Genomic DNA, 21,064 nt, shown 5'->3' on the forward strand with positions numbered 1-21,064 from the left:
CGATGGCATCGACCGAACGCAGAAAAATCCGGGTGTTGTGCGTCGATGACTCTGCACTCGTACGCAGCCTGATGCGGCGCATCATCAGCCAGCAGCCCGACATGGAAGTCGTGGCCGCTGCGGCCCATCCGCTCGAAGCCCGCGAACTCATCAAGCAGCACAACCCGGATGTGCTGACCCTGGATGTCGAAATGCCGCACATGGATGGCCTCGATTTTCTCGAGCGCCTGATGCGCCTGCGGCCCATGCCGGTGGTGATGGTGTCCTCGCTCACCGAGCGGCATTCCGAGATCACCCTGCGGGCGCTCGAACTGGGCGCCGTGGATTTCGTCACCAAGCCCCGGCTCGGGCTGAAAGATGGCCTGCTCGAATACGCCGATACCATCGCCGACAAGATTCGCGCGGCGGCCCAGGCGCACATGCGTGTCGTGCGCCAGAAGCCGGTGGCTGCGCGGGCGCGCCTGGCCGAGCCACTTGCATCCACGGAAAAGATCGTGGCCATTGGCGCGTCCACGGGCGGGGTCGAAGCCATCCGCCAGGTGCTCGAACCGATGCCGGTCAACAGCCCGGCCATCCTGATCACCCAGCACATGCCGGCCGGCTTCACGCGCTCGTTCGTGCAGCGCCTGGATGCGGTGTGCGCCATCACGGTTCACGAAGCCGAAGACGGGCAGCGCATCCTGCCCGGGCATGCCTATCTGGCGCCTGGCGGGGTGGCGCATCTGCGGCTGGCGCGCTCGGGTGCCGATTATGTCGTGGCGCTCGACCACGGGCCGCCCGTGAACCGGCACCGGCCGTCGGTCGATGTGCTGTTTCGCTCGACTGCCGCGGTGGCGGGCCGCAATGCGATTGGCGTGATCCTCACCGGCATGGGCAAGGACGGTGCGCTGGGCCTGCTCGCCATGCGTGAGGCCGGTGCCCAGACGCTGGCCCAGGACGAGGCCAGCAGCGTGGTCTTCGGCATGCCACGCGAGGCCCTGCTGATCCACGCGGCCGAGGTTGCGGTGCCCCTGCAGGCCATGAGCGAAACAATCCTGAAGAAAGCGGGTGCCTACGGGCACCGAGTCTGAAATCTGCAACAGGCCTGGGCCTTGGAGAAATCACACAGTGCAAGTCGATAAATCCATGAAGTTTCTGGTGGTGGATGACTTCCCCACGATGCGTCGGATCATCAAGAATCTGCTGCGTGATCTGGGTTTCGATAATGTCGAAGAGGCGGAAGACGGCGCCATGGGGCTCGATAAACTGCGCCATGGGGGGTTTTCCTTTGTGCTGTCGGACTGGAACATGCCGAACATGGACGGCCTGTCCATGCTGCAGGCGATCCGGGCCGATGCGGCGCTGTCAAAAATGCCGGTGCTGATGGTCACCGCAGAAGCCCGCAAGGAAAACATTATCGCGGCCGCTCAGGCGGGGGCCAATGGCTATATCGTCAAGCCCTTCACGGCGGCCACCCTCGAAGAAAAACTGAACAAGATCTTCGAGAAGCTTTGACGAAGGAGAAGCAATGACTATCCAACTGCCGGGTGCGGCCAGCCAGGGTGAGGCACCCGTCGAACTGCTGCAGCGCATTGCGCAGCTGACCCGTACCCTGCGTGAAAGCATGCGCGAACTGGGGCTCGACCAGACCATCAAGGAAGCAGCCAGTGCCATTCCCGATGCGCGTGATCGCCTCGATTATGTGGCCAGCATGACCGAGCAGGCGGCCAACCGGGTCTTGAACGCCGCCGAGGAAATACAGCCGTGGCAGACCGAGATGCTGACCGGCGCCCAGGCCTTGAGTGCAGACTGGCAGGGCTGGTTCGATGCCCCGCTCGAACTCGAACAGGCCCGGGCGCTGGTCGACCGCACCCGTGGGTACCTGGATACGGTGTCTGCCAGAACGCAGGCCTCGCAGGACAGGCTGATGACCATCATTCTTGCGCAGGATTTCCAGGATCTGACCGGGCAGGTGATTTCACGCATGCTGCAGGTCATCGGCACCATCGAATCCGAACTCCTGCAGGTGCTGATCGATCACGTGCCCCAGGAAAAAGCCGAGGCGGGCCGTGGCAACCTGGTCAATGGGCCGGTTGTGGCCCCGAAAGCCGGCGCTGAAGTGGTCTCGGGCCAGGATCAGGTCGATGATCTGCTTGCCAGCCTCGGGTTCTGAGCAGACCCTTGAAAGCAATCCCTGAAAGCAGGCCCCTGAAATCGGCAGCGTGCGGTCATGGCAGAAGACAGCGATCTTGAGAAAACAGAACCGGCTTCGCCGCGTCGGCTCGAAAAAGCCCGCGAGGAAGGCCAGGTGGCGCGTTCTCGCGAACTGGGCACACTTCTCGCCCTGCTGGGCGGGATTGCCGGGCTCTGGTTTGGTGGCCAGCAGTTCTATACCGCGCTCACGGCCATTCTGCGGCGCGGCCTGGGCTTCGATGCCGTGATCCTGCAAAGCCGGGCGTCATTGCTCGAACCAGCCTCCCTCTCGGCGTGGCAGGCGCTGCAGGCCCTGTTGCCGATCTTTGGCGTACTGGTGCTGGCGGCGCTGTCCGCATCGATCGCCCTCGGTGGCGGAGTCTGGTCGCTGCAGGTCATGGCGCCCAAGCCAGAGCGGCTCAGTCCGCTCAAGGGGCTCAAGCGCATGCTGGGCATGCAGACCTGGGTCGAACTCGGCAAGACCCTGGCCAAGGCTGCCTTGCTGACGTTGGTGGGCATCCAGGTGATTTCCATGTTTCTGGATGACATGCTGGCGTTGTCGGGCATGGCGCCCAATCTTGCCGTGAGCCGCGCGATGGCCCTGGTGGCCACGTGCTGTGCGTGGATCGCTGCATCGCTGCTGCTGGTCGTGCTCATCGATGTGCCCTGGCAGCTCTGGCACCACGCAAAACAGCTGCGCATGTCGCGCGAGGATGTCCGCCAGGAGCACAAGGAGAGCGAGGGCGATCCGCAGCTCAAGAGCCAGATCCGCCAGCGCCAGCGTGCGATGGCCTTCAACCGCATGATGAGTGCCGTGCCCAAGGCGGATGTCATCGTCACCAACCCGACACACTATGCCGCGGCGCTGCAGTACACGGAAGGCAACGGGGCCGCGCCCCGGGTGGTCGCCAAGGGGCGCGGTGCGCTGGCTGCGCGCATTCGTGCGATAGGCCAGGCCCATGGCATCCCGCAGCTCCAGGCCCCGCCGCTGGCCCGGGCGCTGTACCATGCCGTGCCCCTGGATCAAGAGATTCCGGCGGCGCTGTATCAGGCGGTGGCGGAAGTATTGGCCTGGGTCTATCAGGTCAGGCGCTGGCGCCAGGGGCGGGGCCACCTGCCTGCGGCACCCGGGGCCCTGGCCGTGCCGCCCGGGCTGGATCCGCATGCGCGGCGTGCCGGGGGCACGCCATGATGTCGCTCATCCGGTCCATGAACACGCTGGGCCTGGGCAGTGCCCGGATGCTGGCCGGGCCCATTCTGATCCTCATGGTCCTGGCCATGATGATCCTGCCCTTGCCGGTCCTGGTGCTCGACCTGTTCTTCACGTTCAACATCTCGCTGGCCGTGATGATCCTGCTGATGGCCATGTTCACCCGCAAGGCGCTCGATTTTGCCGCGTTTCCATCCGTGCTGTTGTTCGCCACCCTGCTGCGCCTGTCGCTGAACGTGGCCTCGACGCGCATCATACTGCTCAATGGCCATAACGGGCCGTCGGCCGCCGGCCGGGTCATCGAAGCCTTTGGCCAGTTTCTGGTGGGCGGCAACTTTGCCGTGGGCGTCATCGTATTCATCATTCTGGTGATCATCAATTTCGTGGTGATCACCAAGGGGGCCGGCCGGATTGCCGAAGTCGGCGCGCGCTTCACCCTGGATGCCATGCCGGGCAAGCAGATGGCCATCGATGCCGACCTGAACGCCGGCCTGATCAATGAAGACGAAGCTCGCTCCAGACGCCGCGAGATCGCCCAGGAGGCCGAGTTCTACGGCGCCATGGACGGTGCCAGCAAGTTCGTGCGTGGAGACGCCGTGGCCGGCCTGCTGATCATGGTCGTCAATATCGTCGGTGGTCTGATCGTGGGTGTGGTGCAGCGCCATCTGTCCGTGGGCGATGCGGCGAGCATCTATACGCTGCTGACCATCGGCGATGGCCTGGTGGCCCAGATTCCGGCACTGGTGATCTCAACCGCCGCCGGGGTGGTGGTCTCGCGGGTGGCCACCGAGGAAGATGTGGGCGAGCAGGTCGTCAGCCAGCTGTTCTCGAATCCCAGCGTGATGTTCCTGACGGCGGGCATTCTGGCGCTGATGGGTCTGATTCCCAACATGCCGCATGTGGCGTTTCTGCTGCTGGCCCTGGTACTCGCCGGGGCGGGCTGGTCATTGCTGCAGCGGCAGCGGCGGGCGCTGCAGGCCGAAGCACAGGCCGGGCCCGCCGGTCAGCCGGTCGACGCCGCGGCCACCGAAGCCAACTGGGATGACGTACAGACCCTGGATACGCTCAGCCTCGAAGTGGGTTATCGCCTGATCCCCCTGGTCGATGTGCACCAGAGCGGTGAGCTGCTGCAGCGGATCCGCAGCCTGCGCAAGAAATTTGCCCAGGAGGTCGGATTTCTGCCACCGGTCGTGCATATCCGTGACAACCTCGAGATCCCGCCCAACGCGTACCGGATCCTGTTGCTCGGGGTCAGCGTTGCCGAGGGCGAGGCGCATGAGGGCCAATGGCTGGCCATCGACCCGGGAGGCTGTACCGAAACCCTGCCAGGCACACCGACCAAAGACCCGGCCTTCGGCCTGCCGGCCACCTGGATCGCAGCGCAGCATACCGAACAGGCGCAACTGGCCGGTTATACCGTGGTGGATGCCCCCACCGTGGTGGCCACCCACCTGAACCACCTCATGCGGGTGCATTCCGCCGATCTTCTGGGCCGCCAGGAAACCCAGGCCCTGCTGGAGCGGGTGGCGCGCGACTACCCCAAACTGACGGAAGAACTGGTGCCCAGGATCCTCAGTCTGGCCCAGGTGCAGGAACTGTTGCGCGGGCTGCTCAAAGAGGATGTCTCGATCCGCGACATGCGCAGCATCCTCGAGACGATGACCAGCCACACCGAGCCCGCTGGCACCCAGAACGGGTCTGCGCCGGAGCCCGATCTGGGCCGCCTGCTGGCCCGCTTGCGCATGGCGCTGGGGCGCAGCATCGTGCAGCAATGGTTCGGGGACGCGAAGGAACTGCGGGTCATCGGGCTGGACCATCGCCTCGAGCAGATTTTATTGCAGACCCTGGGCAACGAGGCCGGGCTCGAACCCGGCCTGGCCGAGAACCTGCTGCGCGAGGCGCAACGTGCCACGCAGGCCCAGGAAGCACAGGGCGATGCGCCGGTGCTGCTGGTCGTGCCAGCCTTGCGCGTCGCCCTGGCGCGCTTTCTGCGCCTGCAGTTACCCCAGATGGCGGTGCTGTCCACGGCTGAAGTCCCCGAAGACAGCCTGATCCGCGTGACCACCGTGATGGGCGATACGCAGACATCGGCAGCTTGAAGGCATTATTTGCATGTGAAGGCATTATTTGCATGTGAAGGCATTATTTGCCAAGGCCATTGGCCGTGCAGATGACCGAATGCCTGCGGTATACCGGTGCTGTCAGCGAATGCTTTCGGTGTGCCAGTGCGGTCAGCGTGAGCCGCCCCGGACCGGCCCCTCGGGTGCCAGACGGCCCCGGGCAGTGTACAGGCCCCCGTCGGGCTGGCCCTGCAGCGCCTGCAGGGCCTTCTGGTTGTGCCGGCTCAATGCCAGCAGGATTTCGCCATTGCGTACATTGATGCGACGGGCGTCGCGGACCAGCTGCCGCCACCGGGCGACGGCATCGCGCAGGGCGGCGTCGTGCTCGCACAGGACCTCGAGTGTTGCTTCGATGTCGTCGGAACCGGCTGCGAGCAGGGCTTCGGTGCGCTGCTGATCGAAGTCGGCCAGACGGTCGGCGAAATCCTTTTTGCGCAGGCTGAGTTGATTGAGCAGTGCTGGATCCGGTGCTTGCCCGAGTGCTTCGGTTTCGGATTCGAGGAATGCGATGAATTGTTTCAGCAACCGGGCCTGCCGGGTGATGGTCTGCTGCAACATGGCGGTGATGCTCATGGGCGCAGCAATTCGATGGCGGTTTGCAGCAGGCCATCGGCAATGCGCTCGGGACGGATCACCAGCGTGCCGTCGCTCAGGGCCTGGCGAATCTGATCGACCCGGGCCATGTCGACATCCATGGCCGGATGGTGCAGGGCGGCCAGTTGTCGTGAGGCGGCGCTGAGCGCCACACGGGTGTCGGTGGCCCGGGCAGTGACTGTGGCGCCCGCCGTACCGGTGTCACGCGATGTTGCCTTCGCCGATGCTGACGTGTTGCGGCTGGTGGCCTGATGGTCGGGCAGGGCAGGGATTTTCAAGGCGGGCTCCAGAAAAAGAGGTCTCTATATACTGATACGGGACAAATCCCGATTTCTTTAGTTTTTGGACGGATCACATGGGTACATGCACCCAGTGCCCGTCGATGACCGTGCCCATGACGATGTTTCCGTTCGGGGTACGTACGCGTATGGTGCTGCCCGGGTTGCCGGATTCGACGGCGTGCCCGGTACTGGTAACGGTGAACCCCGGCCCGCTGATACGGGTCTGGACGGCCTGGCCCCGTTCGATCGAATCAGGGGCGCGCAGCGCGCCCGACTCGATTGCCGCGCCCGGGCCGATGGGGCGCGTGGCGATCCAGTCGATGATCAGCGACGGATCGGTCATGTACGAGGGGTGGCGCAGCAGGTCGCCCTCGCGCGTGTCGAGATCGTCCAGCGACAGGGTCTCGCCCCGCCGGATGCGGCGGTTGGCGACAAAATAGGTGGCCGGCATGCTCAGATGGGCCTGCAGGTAGAGCGTCCAGATCACTGGGGCGCGGCAACGGGCGCGTACCGTGGTTCTGCTCTGCAGTTGCCCGGAGCCGATGAGGTCGAACGACAGGTCGGTGCAGGCTGGCGCCTGGGCAGTGCGCGGTGCGTCGACGCGGATTTCGACGGGCTGCGGATAATGGCTCGCCTGGTCTTCAAGCAGGGCCTGCGCGGCCTGGATCAGTGGCTCGACCGGCTGCATGGCCTGTGACTCGGCCGGCTGCACAGTTTGTGGCTCGGTCGGCTGCACGGCCTGTGCCGGATCGGCGGCGAACGCGGCGAGTGTCGGCACCAGCAGGCACGCCAGGCTGCCTGCCGCCAGATGGCTGGCCAGCGGGCCGCGAATCGCGGTGCGGTGCCTGGTGCGAGTAACGCATGATGGTGTGGCGCAAATCCCCATTGCGGCATCTTATGGATGATCGATCATTGGAGAAGGCGTGAACAGAACCCGAAAGCGCAGCTTCTTCAGACCATCTGTGTCCGTGTTGCGCCCCTATGATGCAGCCATGAGACAAGTATTACGGGGCAGACGCCATGATGGACCGCATCGTTGCCGAACTGGATTTTCACAAGGCCGCCCTCGCGCTGCGTGAACAGCGTCAGGCGGTTCTGGCGTCGAACATCGCCAATGCCGACACGCCGCATTACAAAGCGCGTGATCTGGATTTCGCAGCCACTCTCGAGCGGGTGACGGCCGATGCGGGCCTGGCCGGGCCTGGCCGGGTCACGCTGCAGCTGACGTCCGCGCGGCACATCCCGGGTCAGGCGCAACGCCCGGTGGGTGTGGATGATCCCCTGTTCCGTATTCCCTTTCAGCCCAGTCTCGATGGCAACACTGTAGAAATGGACGTCGAGCGGGTCGAATTCGCTGACAACACCCTGCGTTCCCAGACCGAGCTGCAGGTGCTCAGCCAGCGTCTGAAGACCCTGCTGGGTGCGATCCAGTCCTGACTTTCTTGATTCCAAGGGTGGCCTCCCATGTCTTCTTTCAGTATTTTCCAGATCGCCGGATCGGCCCTGACAGCCCAGTCCCAGCGCATGAATGTGGCCGCCAGCAACATCGCCAATGCCGACAGCGTGGTGCAGCCCGACGGCCAGCCGTACCGGGCGCGCCTGCCCGTGTTCCAGGTGCAGCCGCAGGCCGGCTCGGTGGGCGTGGGCGGCGTGCGCGTGGCGCAGGTGCTCGAAAGCACCGCGCCCGCGCGCATGCAGTACGAGCCCGGCAATCCGCTGGCCGATGCCGACGGTTATGTGGCCATGCCCAACGTCGACCCGGTGGCCGAAATGGTCAACATGATTTCGGCAGCGCGCTCGTACCAGGCCAACGTCGAGGTCATCAACACCAGCAAGGCCCTGATGGCACGTACCCTGTCCCTGGGTCAATAAAGAGGGCGCGCAGACATGGCCACCACAGATCCGATCGCAGCAGCACAATCGTCCGGGCCATCGGCCGTGGCGCAGGCGGCGCAGGTGCGCAACGAGCGCCTGGCCGATGACATCCAGGACCGCTTCCTGACCATGCTGATCACCCAGCTGCAGAACCAGGACCCGCTCAACCCCATGGACAACGCCGAAATCACGTCACAGATGGCCCAGTTATCTACGGTCAACGGTATCCAGCAACTGAACCAGACCTTGCTGGCACTGTCGGGGCAGATCGACATGTCCCAGTCGCTGCAGGCGGCCGGCTTGATCGGCAAGGATGTGTTGATACCCGGCGAGAAAATCCTGCTGGGTTCGGCAAGTGATGGCGGCGACAAGGTGGCGGCACCGTTCGGCATGGACCTGCTGACGCCCTCGGCCAAAACCGAGGTCGCCATCCTCGATGCCTCGGGCCAGGTGGTGCGGCGCATGGATCTGGGGCCGCTGTCCGCGGGGGTGCACCCCCTGACATGGGACGGCACCGATGACACCGGTGCGCCGGTGCCGGATGGTTCGTACCGGCTCGAAGTCCAGGCCAGGGATGAAGAAGGGGCGCTGCTGGCGTCCCAGGCGCTCACGCACGGCCATGTCGACAGCGTGGCCTACGGGGTCGAGGGTCTGCAACTGGACCTCGGGCTGGCAGGCAGCGCCAGCCTGTTCGACGTGCGTCAGATCATGTAGGGCCAGCCGTTCATGCAGCCACGCCTGTGCCTGTCGCCGGGCCCATTATTTCATCGTGCAGTACACAAGATTCATTCTTACCAGGAAAAACAGCCATGAGTTTCGGACAAAGTCTCAGCGGCCTGAACGCCGCAGCAAAGAATCTCGATGTCATTGGCAACAACATCGCCAACTCCGCCACCGTCGGTTACAAATCAGGCAGCATCACCTTTTCGGATATGTACTCCAGCTCCATGATCGGCCTGGGGGTCAACGTGAGCGGCATCAGCCAGGATTTCAGGTCGGGCACGCTCAGCTCGACCGGCAATCAGCTCGACATGGCCATCGATGGCGACAAGGGCCTGTTCGTGCTGCAGAACAACGAAGGCGCACTGATGTACTCGCGCAATGGTCAGTTCTTTCCCGACAGCCTGAACCGCGTGGTCAATGCCCAGGGCCAGCAGCTCATGGGCTACGCGCCAGGGGGCACGAACCTGGTGGGGCTGCAGATCCCCGAGGTCAATCTGGCGCCGCAGGCCAGTACCACCCTGGACAATCGGGTGAACCTGGATGCATCCGTGCCGGCCATACCAGCGGCCGTGGCATTCGACGCCGATGATTCGAGCACCTATTCGAATGTGGTGCCGGTCACGGTCTATGATTCGCTGGGCAACAAGCACCGCCTCATGCAGTATTACACCAAGCGGGAGGCCGCCGGCGGCATGGCCCAGTGGGAAGTCAACTTCACCCTCGATGGCCAGGCGCCCGATGGCGGCACCGGCATGCTGCTGTCCTTCGATTCCGCCGGCGCGCTGAACCCTGCAACGCCTTCCACGGCCACGATCAGTTTTGTGGGCCTCGAAGTCAACGGGGCGCCGGTCGATGATCTGGCCATTCTCGTCGATTATGGCGAATCCACCCAGTACAGCAGTGGCTTCACCCAGGGTTTCCGGGTGGATGGCTATGCGTCGGGCGAATTCTCCAGCATCTCCATCGCCACCAACGGCGAGATGACGGCGCATTACACCAACGGCCAGAAATCCGTGATCGGCAACGTCGTGCTGGCAGATTTCAACAACGTGCTGGGCCTGCAGTCGGTCGGGGGCAACGCCTGGGTCGAATCGGGTGCCTCGGGCCAGCCGATCTTCGGCATTCCCGGCAGCAATGGCCTGGGCGCCATCATGGGGCAGATGGTCGAAGAGTCCAACGTGGATATCAGCAAATCCCTGGTCGACATGATCATGGCGCAACGGACCTACCAGGCCAATGCCCAGTCGATCAAGACACAGGATCAGATGATGCAGACCCTGATCACCATGCGCTAGGGGTGATGATCCGCCATGGACAGGATCCTCTATGTTGCATCGGGTGGTGCGGCTCGCATACTCGAACAGCAATCGGCCATTGCCAATAATCTGGCCAATGTGGCCACCCCGGGGTTTCGTGCCGCGCTCGATGCGTATCGCGCAGTGCCGCTGCAACCGCACGCGGGCGAACTGCCCACGCGGGTCAGTACGGTGCTGGCCAGCCACGGGGCCGATCTGGCGCAGGGGGCCCTGGCCGAAACAGGGGGTGCGCTGGATGTCGCGCTGGCCGGCGAGGGCTGGTTTGCGGTGCGCACGCCCGAGGGCGAGGCCTATACCCGGGCGGGCGGCTTCACGGTGAACGCCGAAGGTCTGCTGGTCACGGCCACTGGCGCGCCTGTGCTGTCGGTCGATGGGCAGCCGATCGAGATGCCCGAACGCGGCACCCCGACCATTGCCGAAGATGGCCAGATCAGTGTGCTCGGGGCCGGTGACAAACCGGCCGATCTGCAGCTGGTGGGTCAGCTCAAGCTGGTCAATCCGCCGGCCGGGCAACTCCAGCGCAGGCCTGACGGGCTGTTCGAACTGCCGGGGGGCCAGGCGGCGCCGGCCGACGACGGTCTGCGCATCCTGCCCGGGTTCATCGAAAAGAGCAACGTGGACCCGGCCGGGGCCCTGGTGGCCCTGATTGCCAATGCGCGGGCCTTCGAGCAACACATGAAGTTCATTCAGAGCGCTGATGAAAATGATCAGCGCAGCAATGCCATCCTGTCGGCCGCCAATTGATGCGGCGCACAGGGGCGCGGGCGCCGGATGGTCCCGACGGACATGGCCATGAATGCCCGGCGTGGCCAGATGTGCCCGGCATGGCCGGATAGGCCCGGCAGGGCCGGATAAGCCCGACATGGCCAGGCAGGCCCGGTCGGGCGGGTACAACAAAGGAATCGAGATGCTGCCATCACTATGGATTGCCAAGACCGGCCTGCAGGCGCAGGACACGAACATGAGCGTCATTTCCAACAATCTCGCCAACGTCAATACGACGGGCTTCAAGCGCAGCCGGGCGGTATTCCAGGATCTCATGTACCAGACCATCCGCCAGCCGGGTGCCACCCAGGGGCCGGCCAACCAGTTGCCCTCGGGGCTGCAGTTGGGCACCGGCGTGCGCACGGCGGCCAGTGAGCGCATCCATACCCAGGGCAACTTGAAGGAAACCGGCAATTCGATGGACGTGGCCATCCAGGGCAATGGGTTTCTGCAGATCGAACTGCCCGATGGCACCGAAGCCTACACGCGCGACGGCAGCCTGCAGCGCGACCAGGATGGCCGTCTGGTGACCGCGGGGGGCTACCCGCTGCAGCCCGAGATCAATATCCCGGACAACGCCATGAGCATTACCATCGGTCCGGACGGCACGGTGTCCATCACGCAGCCCGGTGCGGCAGGCACGAATGTGGAAGTGGGCCAGATTCAGCTGGCCTCGTTCATCAACCCGACCGGCCTGCAGAGCCTGGGGGAAAACCTGTACCTGGAAACCGATGCCTCGGGCGCGGCCAACGTACTGCAACCAGGTACCGAGGGCGTGGGGCTGCTGCTGCAGAAATTCGTTGAAACCTCCAATGTGAATGTCGCCGAGGAACTGGTCAACATGATCACCACGCAAAGAGCCTACGAAATGAACAGCAAGGCCGTGCAGACCACCGATCAGATGCTGGCGCGGCTGACGCAGCTCTGATCGATGCCGGTGACAGGCGCCATGTCAGCCCGCCAGACCGCCAGCATGGCCACGGCCCCCGGGGCGGCAGCGTGCCGGGCGCGGATGCTGCCCCTGGCACGCCAGGCAAGGGTGCTGCTGTTGCCCCTGACGCACCGGGTGCGGATGCTGCTGTTGCCTCCGGCAGGCCGGGGGCGGGCATGGGCGCCGCCCCGGGCACGCCGGGCGCGGATGCTGCTGTTGCTGCCCCTGGCGCTCCTGGCCGGGTGTGCGCTGGTGCCGCCAGAACCGGTGGTCACCGGGCCCCTGACGGCCATGCCGCCGCCCGCCCCGGCCTCGCAGGCCGTTGCCAACGGCTCGATCTACCAGCCGTCGGTCTATGGCCACTATCCCCTGTTCGAAGACCGCAGGCCGCGCAACGTGGGCGACATCGTCACGGTGATCATTCAGGAAAAGACCAATGCCACCAAAAGTGTCGACACCAGCACCAATCGCTCCGGCAATGCGGGCATGGGGATTGCGCTGGCGCCTGATTTCCTGCCGCCGGCACTGGGCCCCCGGCAGGATTTCGACGCTTCGGGCAGCAATGAAAGCAAGGGCAAGGGCTCGAGCAGCGCCAATAATCTGTTCAATGGCAATCTGACGACTACGGTGATCGGCGTGCTGGCCAATGGCAATCTGCAGATCGCTGGCGAAAAGCAGATCGCGATCAACCGCGGCAGCGAGTACATCCGTTTTTCGGGAGTGGTGGATCCCCGCTCGATCACGGGAGCAGGCAGCGTATCGTCCACCCAGGTGGCTGATGCGCGCATCGAGTACCGCAGCAAGGGGGTGATGGACGAGGTGCAGCAAATGGGCTGGCTGCAGCGATTCTTCCTGAATGTAGCCCCATTCTGACAGCGGGCAGCCCGGGCCAGGACGGCCCGGATCGGCCCATGGCGAGATTTTCATGAACTGGAACCTGAGCAAGACTTTTTCGCGACACCGCATCATGGGCCTGTACCGCATGATGTGCAGCGTGACGCATCTGTGCCGCATGGGATGCATGTACGGCATGGCCCGCATCTACGGCCTGCGTCATGGCCTGTACCATGGTCTGCGCGACAGCCTGCGCCGCGCAGGCGGGCTGCTGGCCTGCCTGATCCTGTCCAGCCTGTTCATGCAGCCGGTGGCACACGCCGAGCGCATCAAGGATCTGGCCACCTTTCAGGGGGTGCGCGAAAACCCGCTGCTGGGGTATGGCCTGGTGGTGGGGCTGGATGGCACCGGCGATCAGGTGCGCCAGAGCCCGTTCACCCAGCAGAGTCTGACCAACATGCTCTCGCAATTGGGCATCACGGTGCCCCAGGGCACGAACATGCAAGTCAAGAACGTCGCAGCCGTCATGGTGACTGCGCGCCTGCCCGCCTTCACGCAGCCGGGGCAGGTGGTGGATGTGGTGGTGTCTTCGCTGGGCAACGCCAAGAGCCTGCGTGGGGGCACCCTGTTGATGACCCCTCTGAAAGGGGTCAATGGGCAAGTCTACGCGCTGGCGCAAGGCAATCTGCTGGTGGGGGGCGCTGGCGCATCGCAAGGTGGGTCCAGTGTCCAGGTCAACCAGCTGAACGCCGGCGTGATCCCCGCAGGCGCCATTGTCGAGCGCGACGTACCGACGACCTACGTGCATGACGGCATCGTGCGCCTCGATCTGAACAGCAGCGACTTCGGCACCGCGCAAAACCTGACCCAGGCGCTGAACCAGACATTCGGCGCACATACCGCGCAGGCACTGGACGGACGCACGATCGAACTGCGGGCGCCTCTCGATGCCAGCGCACAGCTTGCCTTTCTGTCACAGGTTGAAAACCTGCAGGTCAGGCTGCCGCCTGCGCGTGCCCGTGTGGTCATCAATGCGCGTACGGGCTCGGTGGTGATGAACCGCACGGTCACCATCGAAGAGGCGGCGGTCTCGCACGGCAATCTCTCGGTGGTCATCAGCCAGCGCGATGAGGTCAGTCAGCCGGATACGCCGTTTACCCGTGGCGAAACGGTGGTGACCCGCAATACCGACATACAGGTGCAGGCCGAAGATGGCACGATCAGGCACCTGTCCACCAGTACGAATCTGGTCGAGGTGGTGCGCGCCCTGAACCTTCTGGGTGCGTCACCCCAGGACTTGCTGGCCATCCTGCAGAACCTGAAGAGCGCCGGGGCTCTGAAAGCCGATCTGGAGGTGATCTGATGCGCTGTCTCTTCGCGCTCATCGAGTGGCCTGAAATTGAGTGGCCTGTCTTTCGAAACCCCATCCTGATTGCACGAGGTCCTGTATGAGTTTTGCAACACAGACACCCTTGCCTCGATTCGGCACCACGCCCTCGGTGTTCGATTATTCCAGCCTGGATACCCTGCGCCTCGAAGTGCAGGACGGGCAGCAGCCGTCTGCCGAAAACTACAAGGCCGTGGCCCGGCAGTTCGAATCCTTGCTGATCCAGACCTTGCTGCGCCAGGCGCGCCAATCGGCCCAGGGCCTGTCCGGTGTGCCACAGGCGTCCAGTACGCGTCTCGCGCAAGGCCTGGCCGATGACCAGCTGGCTCTGGCCGTGGCCGAGACCGGGCTGGGGCTGGCGGACGCCCTGATTGCGCAGATGAATCTGGGGCGCGGCCTGCCCGACGAAAATCCCGCCGCCCTGGACCTGTCGGCCGGTGTTTCGGGCCTGGGTCCGGATCGGCAGTGGGTGGCCGATTCGATCGGTGAACTGCTGCAGAAAATGTCCCGCGGCGAGGTGGTTTCCGCAGATGGCGCGACCACTGCGGCTGACGCAGCCGCTTCGGCTGGTATGGCCACGGCCGCCGGTGTGGCTGCTTCCCCTGGCGCAGCAGGTTCCCCCAGTGTGGCCGCTTCGGCGGGAGCGCTCGCACAAGCCGGGGTTGGCGGTACCGTTGGCGCAAGGCGCCAGGATTCTTCGGCGCCGGGGCCTGTGCAGGCCTTCATCAGCCGGATGTGGGGCGCGGCCCGGCAAGCAGGTCAGGATAGCGGCCTGCCGGCCGAGTTGATTCTCGCGCAGGCTGCGCTTGAATCCGGCTGGGGGCAGCGGGAAATCCGGCTCGCCGATGGGCGTACCAGCCATAATCTGTTCGGCATCAAGGCGGGCGCGAACTGGGCCGGGCCGACCACCGAGATCATGACCACCGAGTACATCGACGGGGCGCCACGCAAGATGATCCAGGCCTTCCGTGCCTATGATTCCTATGAAGATGCGCTGACCGACTACGCCCGCCTGATCACCCGCAGTCCGCGCTACCAGTCGGTGCTCGAGGCCCGTGATGCGGCGGATGCGGCGCGCCGCATCCAGGCTGCCGGATATGCGACCGACCCGGCCTATGCCGACAAGCTGGTGGCCGTGATGGCCAATTTCCAGGGTCTGCCGGATGTGGGTTGAAGTGCTGGCATCCGACGGCCGGTGGCCGGTAAAAGCAGCCTGGGCGCGGGCCAGGGTTTTCCGGACATTGACTAAAGTTTTTTGCAATTGTGCCGTTTATATATATAACAGGGTGGCAAAACCCACCCGTGTGGGATTTTGCAGGCGGAGCGCATCATGAATCTGGCAAACATAGGTCAATCGGGGCTGCTGGCAGCCCAGAATCGTCTGCAAACCACGGGTCACAACATTACCAACGCGGCCACCCCCGGCTATAGCCGGCAGCAGGTTCTGGTCGAAACCGCGGGCGCCTCGGCCAGTTCGGCAGGCTGGATAGGCCGTGGGGTGCGCGCCGTCACCGTGCAGCGCGCGTATGATGCATTCCTGTCCAGCCAGCTGATGCAGGCCCGCACCCGGGGGGCGGCGCTCGCTGCCTACGGCGACCAGGTTGCGCAGATCAACAACCTGGTGGCTGATCGATCCACGGGTATTTCGCCCGCGCTGCAGCAGTTTTTCGATGGCCTGCAGGCGGTCGCATCGGCACCGGCCGATATCGCCGCACGCCAGGAACTCCTCGGGCGGGCCGACAGTCTCGTCAGCCAGTTGCGCCAGGCCAACGATTTCCTGAACGAGCAGCGGGTCAACCTGAACGAACAGGTCAGCACCACGGTGCAGCAGGCCAACAGCCTGCTCGACCGCATTCAGATGCTGAACCAGAAGATTACCGCCGCCGGGGCGAGCGCCACCGGCATGCCGCCCAATGATCTTTTCGATCAGCGCGATGAATTGCTGGCCGGGCTGGGCGAGCTCATCAACGTCAGGGTCATCGAGCAAGACGGGCAGGTCAGCCTGGATGCCGGCAATGGCCAGCTGCTGCTGGCCGGTGATGCCGTGTTCCATCTGCGCGCCACCCCGGCGCCGGCCAGCGCGGCGCGCCTGACGGTCAGTGTAGAGATCCCCGACGGTCATGGCGGCCTGGTCCCCCTGGCGCTCGACGAAACCGCCATTACGGGGGGGCGGCTCGGTGGCCTGCTCGAATTCAGGCGCGATGTGCTCGACAAGACCCAGGATGATCTCGGCCGGCTGGCCGTGGGCCTGGCACAATCTGTCAATCGGCAACATGCGCAGGGCTACGACCTGTCCGGGCAGCCGGGGGCTGACATATTTTCCATAGGGGCGCCGCAGGCGCGGGCATTCGGCGGCAATTCGACCAACCTGGTGCCCGCCGTGGTACACGAAGACGCAGCGGGGCTGACCGGCAGCAACTACGAAGTGCGCTTCGATGGCGCCCAGTACACGGTAACGCGCCAGTCCGACGGCATCCAGGTGGCGCTGATCGCGCCCGGCGACGGCCCGGTGTCGTTCGATGGCCTGCAGATCGATGTCACCGGGCTGCCAGCCCAGGCGGGCGACGGCTGGCTGATCGAGCCGGTGCGTGACGCCGTGGTCGGCCTGCATCTGGTCCTGCAGGATCCCGCGCAGTTCGCAGCGGCCGGCCTGGGGGCCGATCAACTGCCGGCTGGCACGGCCAACGGTGACAATGCCCTGAAAATGGCACAACTGCAGCTGGCCAAGGTGATCGGCGGCAGCGGCCAGGCCGGCCCGGGGCAGGGTTCGATGAGCCTGAACGAAGCCTATGCGCGGCTGGTCAACACGGTGGCCGTCAAGACGCAGGCCAACCAGACGGCGATCAAGGCCCAGGATGCCCTGTACCAGCAAAGCCATGCAGCACAACAGGCGGTCTCCGGCGTCAATCTCGACGAAGAGTTCATTCTCCTGCAGCGCTTCCAGGAGCAATATCGGGCTTCTGCGCGCCTGATCGATGCGGCATCGTCCATGTTTGACACCCTGCTGGGCCTGCGGGCCTGACAGCCTCTCTGGAGCACACATCATGCGTATCAGTTCAGAACTGGTTTTCCGCACCGGCCTGCAGACCATACAGCAGCAGCAGGCTGATTTCCTGCACCTGTACCAGACCATAGGCACCGGCCAGAAAATGGTCACGCCTGCAGATGATCCACTGGCGGCCTCCCAGGCCATCAACCTGTCCCAGTCCCAGTCCCTGAACCAGCGTTATGCGGCCAATCGGTCCGTGGCCCGCCAGGCGCTCGAATTCGAAGAATCCGCACTGGGTGCCCTGACCCTGTCGATGCAGGATCTCCAGACCCGTCTGGTCGAGGCCGGCAATGGCACGCTGTCCGATGCCGATCGGCGTAGCCTGGCGGGCGTGCTGGCCAACCTGCGCGACACCATGCTGGGGATTGCCAACAAGGCCGACGGCAGCGGCCAGTATCTTTTTTCGGGGTCGCGCGGCGATGTGCCGGCCTATAGCCCCGATGGCCTCTACGCGGGCGATGAGCTGCCGCGCCTGATACAGGCCGACCAGACCCGGCAGATCGATTCGGCCGATAACGGGCGCGCGGTGTTCGAGCGTGCGCAGCCCGGTACCCGGGCCTACCTGACCGCGGCGGCAGCGGGCAATGCCGGCACCGCAGTGCTTGCCCAGCCGGCCATCCAGGACATCCAGCAAGGCAATATTGCAGCAGAATATGCGTTCACCCTGGTATTTGATGGCGATCAAGATTATCACGTGGACATCCGTGATGGCCAGGGCGCCCTGGTGCAGACGCTGGCCGGGCAATGGCAGCCGCCAGCGGCTTCACTCGACCTGGGCATGGGCACCCATGTACAAATATCGGGCCAGCCGCAAGCGGGCGACCAGTTCGAAATCCGTCCGCTGCGCGATGAAAATCTCAATCTTTTCCAGACCCTCGATACGCTGGTCCAGGCGCTGGGCGAACCCATCCAGAACAGTGCCGCAGCACAGGCGCAGTTGCGCAATCAGCTGAACACGGCCATGCAAAAGGTCAGCAGCCTCTACGACAACGTCCTTACGGTACGCGCCTCCACGGGCATGCGGCTGAACGAACTCGAAGCGCTCGATGACACGGGCGCGCAGCGCGACCTGGGCTACCGCAAGGCGCTCAGCGATCTCGAAGACCTCGACTATTATCAGGCCAGCATTCAATTGAACCTGCGCAAGGCTGCGCTCATGGGGGCCACGGATGCCTTCCAGGCCATCCAGGACCTGAGCCTCTTCAACCTGAATCAACGGCGCTGAACCCCGTGGTCGATACCGACGCAAGGCGTGTGCAGGCCCCCTCTGGCCGGCAGGCTCGCCGGGTGCTGGCGCACATGCGGTGCCAGGCCTGCCTTGTACTGGCGCACATGGGGTACCAGGCCCGCCGTGTGCTGGTGCGTATTGGGTGTCAGATCGACCGGGTGCGTGTGGCTCGCCGGGGCCGCCATACGCTGGGCTCCATGGGTTGGCAGATCGGGCGGGCGCTGGTGCTGGTGGCCTGTTTGCAGGGCCTGGCAGCCTGCTCGGTAACAGGCCATTCGTTCGACTCATCAGGCCTGAACCGCCTGGTACCAGGCCAGACCACGCTGGCACAGGCCAGCGAGGCCATGAATTCGGCGCCCGTGCAGCAGTGGCCGCAACCCGATGGCGGCCTGCTGGCACGCTGGGCCTATGCTCGCAGCCTGAGTACCGATGCCATTTATCTGCGCCAGGCCATCCTGCTGCGATTCGGGCCCGATGGCCGGTTCCAGGCGATCGAAGATACGGTCAACATCCCGCTGGTGCCCTCCATGCAGACGCTGGCGCAGCGTGCCCGCACGGCACAGGACGACGCCCGGCGTGCCCGCGCCGCGCAGGATCAAGCCTGGGGTGCCGCATTGCCCCCGCAGTCTGTGCAAGAGGGTGCCCGTCGTGTGGCGCCGCCTTCGCCGCCTGCGTATGGCACTTGGCCCGTTGCCGGCCCGCAAATAGAGCTCGAAGAGATCATCATAGGCCAGCCAGGCGGCCGAGCACGCGGGCCATCGCCTCATAGCCCTGATTGAACAGGTTCTGCATGAAGCCGCTGCTGCGTGGCAGCACGATGGCCAGAATGGTGATCCCCGTGGTCAGGGTAATGGGAAAGCCCACGGCAAAGACCGAAAGCTGCTGTGCCGTGCGATTCAGGATCCCCAGCGAAAGGTTGATGGTCAGCAGCACGATGATCAGCGGCAGCGCCAGCAGCATGCCCGACACCCACAGCTGGCTGCTCCAGTCGAGCAGTTCGCCCCAGCCATTCGGATCGAGTGCATGGCCCAGTGGCAGCGTCGAATAGCTGTGCAGCAGGCTGCCCAGCATGACCAGATGGCCGTTGACCGTAAAGAACAGCAGCAGGGCCACCAGGTTGATCAGGCGCGATGTGACTGCTGTGTTGGCGCCTGAGCCCGGATCAAAAAACGACGCAAACGCCAGGCCCATCTGCAGGCCCACGAATTCGCCGGCCATGATGAAAGCCATGAAGACCAGCCGCATGCACAGCCCGAGTGCCATGCCGATCAGGATTTCACTGGCCGCCATCTTCAGGCTGGCGTATGAGCCCGGGATGACCGCTGGCACGGGCGCCAGCACCGGGGCCAGCACGACGGCGCACACCAGCGCCAGGCCGGCCTTGACCCGCATGGGGATGGGCTGGTCACCCAGGCCCGGCGCCAGGGCGATCAGGCCGGCGATCCTGAACAAGGGCCACAGCAGCCTGAGCATGCCGTCATAGATGTCCTGCAGTGGCATTTCGATCATGGGCTGATCTCCACGCGGCGTGGGGCTCTTCGGGCATCTGCCAGGTACAGGCCAGGCGTGCTGGATGCCAGGTATGTCGTTTTCACCCCGGGTGCGCCTGCTCAAGCGACCAGATTGGGTATGCTCTGGATCAGATTGCGGATGTAGTCGACCATCGTATCGATCATCCATGGGCCCAGCAGAACCAGCGTGGTGCCGATTGCCAGCAGCTTGGGGATGAAGGACAGGGTCATTTCATTGATCTGGGTAGCCGCCTGCAGGATGCTGATCAGCAGGCCCACCAGCAAGGTGACGAGCAGCAGGGGGCCGGCCATGCTGAGCGCCATGCGCAGCGCCTGGAAGGCCAGGGTCATCACGGTTTCGGCGGTCATCGGGGGTCTCTCATCGAGGGTGTCCCTCATTGGTAGAAACTGCGCGCCAGCGAACCCAGCAGCAGGTGCCAGCCATCGGCCAGCACGAAGAGCATGAGCTTGAAGGGCAGCGAAATGGTGACCGGTGGCACCATCATCATCCCCAGCGCCATCAGCAGGCTGGCTACGACCAGGTCGATGATGAGAAAAGGAATGAAGATGGTGAAACCGATCTGGAATGCCGTCTTGAGCTCGCTTGTCACGAACGCCGGCACCAGGATGCGCAACGGCACGGCCTGCGGGTTGTCCAGTGGGTCGTCGTGGGCGATGTCGACGAACAGGCTCAGGTCGGTTTCCCGGGTCTGGCCCAGCATGAAGGTCCGCAATGGCTGGCTGCCGCGCTCAAGGGCCTCCTGCAGCGTGATTTCGTCGCGGGCCAGCGGCTGATAGGCCTGCGCGTAGATCTGGTCGAACACGGGGGCCATGGTATACAGCGTCAGGAACAGTGCAAGCCCCACCAGGATGGTATTGGGTGGCGAGACCCCGGTGCCCAGGGCATTGCGCAAGAGCCCCAGGACGATGATGATGCGTGTGAACCCGGTCATCATGAGCAAGGCGGCCGGCAGAAAGGACAGCATGCTGAGCGCCACCAGCGTCTGTATGCTGATGGACCAGGTCTGGCCGCCGTCGGTCGTCGGGCTTGCCGTAAGAGCCGGAAGG

23 protein-coding genes are annotated in these 21,064 nt (G+C 64.5%); 17 read left to right on the forward strand and 6 right to left on the reverse strand.

The window, feature by feature from the left end:
- Positions 1-2: 2 nt before the first annotated feature.
- The 5 genes from WCY17_RS09295 to flhA are packed head-to-tail and all read left to right on the forward strand — an operon-like array spanning position 3 to position 5,481.
- Entirely contained in the window at positions 3-1,070 is a 1,068-nt protein-coding gene (locus tag WCY17_RS09295; protein WP_372701901.1) for a chemotaxis response regulator protein-glutamate methylesterase, read from the forward strand.
- A 55-nt stretch (positions 1,071-1,125) separates the two neighbouring features.
- Positions 1,126-1,494: a chemotaxis response regulator CheY gene (gene cheY, locus WCY17_RS09300; protein ID WP_372701902.1), complete on the forward strand. Its 369-nt coding sequence runs from the start codon at positions 1,126-1,128 to the stop codon at positions 1,492-1,494.
- Between the two features lie 13 nt (positions 1,495-1,507).
- Positions 1,508-2,152: a protein phosphatase CheZ gene (gene cheZ / locus WCY17_RS09305; protein WP_372701903.1), complete on the forward strand. Its 645-nt coding sequence runs from the start codon at positions 1,508-1,510 to the stop codon at positions 2,150-2,152.
- A 57-nt stretch (positions 2,153-2,209) separates the two neighbouring features.
- Positions 2,210-3,364 carry a flagellar biosynthesis protein FlhB gene (gene flhB / locus WCY17_RS09310; RefSeq protein WP_372701904.1) on the forward strand — a complete coding sequence of 385 codons (1,155 nt, stop codon included), beginning with the start codon at positions 2,210-2,212 and terminating at the stop codon, positions 3,362-3,364.
- Positions 3,361-5,481, forward strand: a complete 2,121-nt coding sequence (gene flhA, locus WCY17_RS09315; RefSeq protein ID WP_372701905.1) for a flagellar biosynthesis protein FlhA — start codon at positions 3,361-3,363, stop codon at positions 5,479-5,481. Before flhB ends, flhA begins: the two co-directional genes overlap by 4 nt.
- 132 nt (positions 5,482-5,613) lie before the next feature.
- Here the strand turns inward: flhA and WCY17_RS09320 are convergent, their stop codons facing one another.
- From WCY17_RS09320 to flgA, 3 genes are all read right to left on the reverse strand, one after another.
- A complete protein-coding gene (locus WCY17_RS09320; RefSeq protein WP_372701906.1) occupies positions 5,614-6,075 on the reverse strand; it encodes a flagella synthesis protein FlgN in 462 nt (153 codons plus the stop codon).
- Positions 6,072-6,374 carry a flagellar biosynthesis anti-sigma factor FlgM gene (gene flgM / locus WCY17_RS09325; RefSeq protein ID WP_372701907.1) on the reverse strand — a complete coding sequence of 101 codons (303 nt, stop codon included), beginning with the start codon at positions 6,372-6,374 and terminating at the stop codon, positions 6,072-6,074. The genes WCY17_RS09320 and flgM overlap by 4 nt, the downstream gene beginning before the upstream one ends.
- Positions 6,375-6,447: 73 nt before the next feature.
- Positions 6,448-7,155, reverse strand: coding sequence for a flagellar basal body P-ring formation chaperone FlgA (flgA, locus tag WCY17_RS09330; RefSeq protein WP_372701908.1), 708 nt, complete (start codon positions 7,153-7,155; stop codon positions 6,448-6,450).
- Positions 7,156-7,397: 242 nt separating this feature from the next.
- On the opposite strand from flgA, the gene flgB reads away from it, so the two are divergent.
- The 12 genes from flgB (at position 7,398) to WCY17_RS09390 (ending at position 19,264) form a co-directional block, all read left to right on the forward strand.
- A complete protein-coding gene (gene flgB, locus WCY17_RS09335; protein WP_372701909.1) occupies positions 7,398-7,814 on the forward strand; it encodes a flagellar basal body rod protein FlgB in 417 nt (138 codons plus the stop codon).
- A 27-nt stretch (positions 7,815-7,841) separates the two neighbouring features.
- Complete coding sequence (gene flgC / locus WCY17_RS09340) at positions 7,842-8,249, forward strand: flagellar basal body rod protein FlgC (RefSeq protein WP_372701910.1); 408 nt, start codon at positions 7,842-7,844, stop codon at positions 8,247-8,249.
- Between the two features lie 15 nt (positions 8,250-8,264).
- On the forward strand, positions 8,265-8,966 hold the full coding sequence (locus WCY17_RS09345) for a flagellar hook capping FlgD N-terminal domain-containing protein (RefSeq protein WP_372701911.1): 702 nt from the start codon (positions 8,265-8,267) through the stop codon (positions 8,964-8,966).
- A 95-nt stretch (positions 8,967-9,061) separates the two neighbouring features.
- Entirely contained in the window at positions 9,062-10,270 is a 1,209-nt protein-coding gene (gene flgE, locus WCY17_RS09350) for a flagellar hook protein FlgE (protein ID WP_372701912.1), read from the forward strand.
- A 15-nt stretch (positions 10,271-10,285) separates the two neighbouring features.
- Positions 10,286-11,035: a flagellar basal-body rod protein FlgF gene (gene flgF, locus WCY17_RS09355; RefSeq protein WP_372701913.1), complete on the forward strand. Its 750-nt coding sequence runs from the start codon at positions 10,286-10,288 to the stop codon at positions 11,033-11,035.
- A gap of 163 nt (positions 11,036-11,198) precedes the next feature.
- Positions 11,199-11,984, forward strand: coding sequence for a flagellar basal-body rod protein FlgG (flgG, locus tag WCY17_RS09360; protein WP_372701914.1), 786 nt, complete (start codon positions 11,199-11,201; stop codon positions 11,982-11,984).
- Between the two features lie 210 nt (positions 11,985-12,194).
- Positions 12,195-12,860 (forward strand): flagellar basal body L-ring protein FlgH, encoded by a 666-nt coding sequence (locus tag WCY17_RS09365; protein WP_372701922.1) that lies wholly within the window; start codon positions 12,195-12,197, stop codon positions 12,858-12,860.
- A gap of 262 nt (positions 12,861-13,122) precedes the next feature.
- Positions 13,123-14,184: a flagellar basal body P-ring protein FlgI gene (locus tag WCY17_RS09370; protein ID WP_372701923.1), complete on the forward strand. Its 1,062-nt coding sequence runs from the start codon at positions 13,123-13,125 to the stop codon at positions 14,182-14,184.
- 85 nt (positions 14,185-14,269) lie between these two features.
- The gene (flgJ, locus tag WCY17_RS09375; protein WP_372701915.1) at positions 14,270-15,382 is read left to right on the forward strand and encodes a flagellar assembly peptidoglycan hydrolase FlgJ; all 1,113 of its coding nucleotides are present in this window, start codon (positions 14,270-14,272) and stop codon (positions 15,380-15,382) included.
- A 156-nt stretch (positions 15,383-15,538) separates the two neighbouring features.
- Positions 15,539-17,230, forward strand: a complete 1,692-nt coding sequence (flgK, locus tag WCY17_RS09380) for a flagellar hook-associated protein FlgK (RefSeq protein ID WP_372701916.1) — start codon at positions 15,539-15,541, stop codon at positions 17,228-17,230.
- Between the two features lie 22 nt (positions 17,231-17,252).
- Positions 17,253-18,482: a flagellar hook-associated protein FlgL gene (flgL, locus tag WCY17_RS09385; RefSeq protein ID WP_372701917.1), complete on the forward strand. Its 1,230-nt coding sequence runs from the start codon at positions 17,253-17,255 to the stop codon at positions 18,480-18,482.
- Positions 18,483-18,487: 5 nt separating this feature from the next.
- Positions 18,488-19,264 carry a hypothetical protein gene (locus WCY17_RS09390; RefSeq protein WP_372701918.1) on the forward strand — a complete coding sequence of 259 codons (777 nt, stop codon included), beginning with the start codon at positions 18,488-18,490 and terminating at the stop codon, positions 19,262-19,264.
- Here WCY17_RS09390 and fliR read toward each other — a convergent pair.
- The 3 genes from fliR to fliP form a co-directional block, all read right to left on the reverse strand.
- The gene (gene fliR / locus WCY17_RS09395; RefSeq protein WP_372701919.1) at positions 19,209-19,994 is read right to left on the reverse strand and encodes a flagellar biosynthetic protein FliR; all 786 of its coding nucleotides are present in this window, start codon (positions 19,992-19,994) and stop codon (positions 19,209-19,211) included. The two genes, WCY17_RS09390 and fliR, sit on opposite strands and share 56 nt — an antisense overlap.
- Positions 19,995-20,095: 101 nt before the next feature.
- Positions 20,096-20,365 carry a flagellar biosynthesis protein FliQ gene (gene fliQ, locus WCY17_RS09400; protein ID WP_372701920.1) on the reverse strand — a complete coding sequence of 90 codons (270 nt, stop codon included), beginning with the start codon at positions 20,363-20,365 and terminating at the stop codon, positions 20,096-20,098.
- Positions 20,366-20,391: 26 nt separating this feature from the next.
- Positions 20,392-21,064 (reverse strand): flagellar type III secretion system pore protein FliP (gene fliP / locus WCY17_RS09405; protein WP_372701921.1); only part of this gene is annotated, 673 nt, incomplete at its 5' end.

This window comes from Castellaniella sp., from assembly GCF_041677825.1.
Lineage (GTDB): Bacteria > Pseudomonadota > Gammaproteobacteria > Burkholderiales > Burkholderiaceae_B > Castellaniella.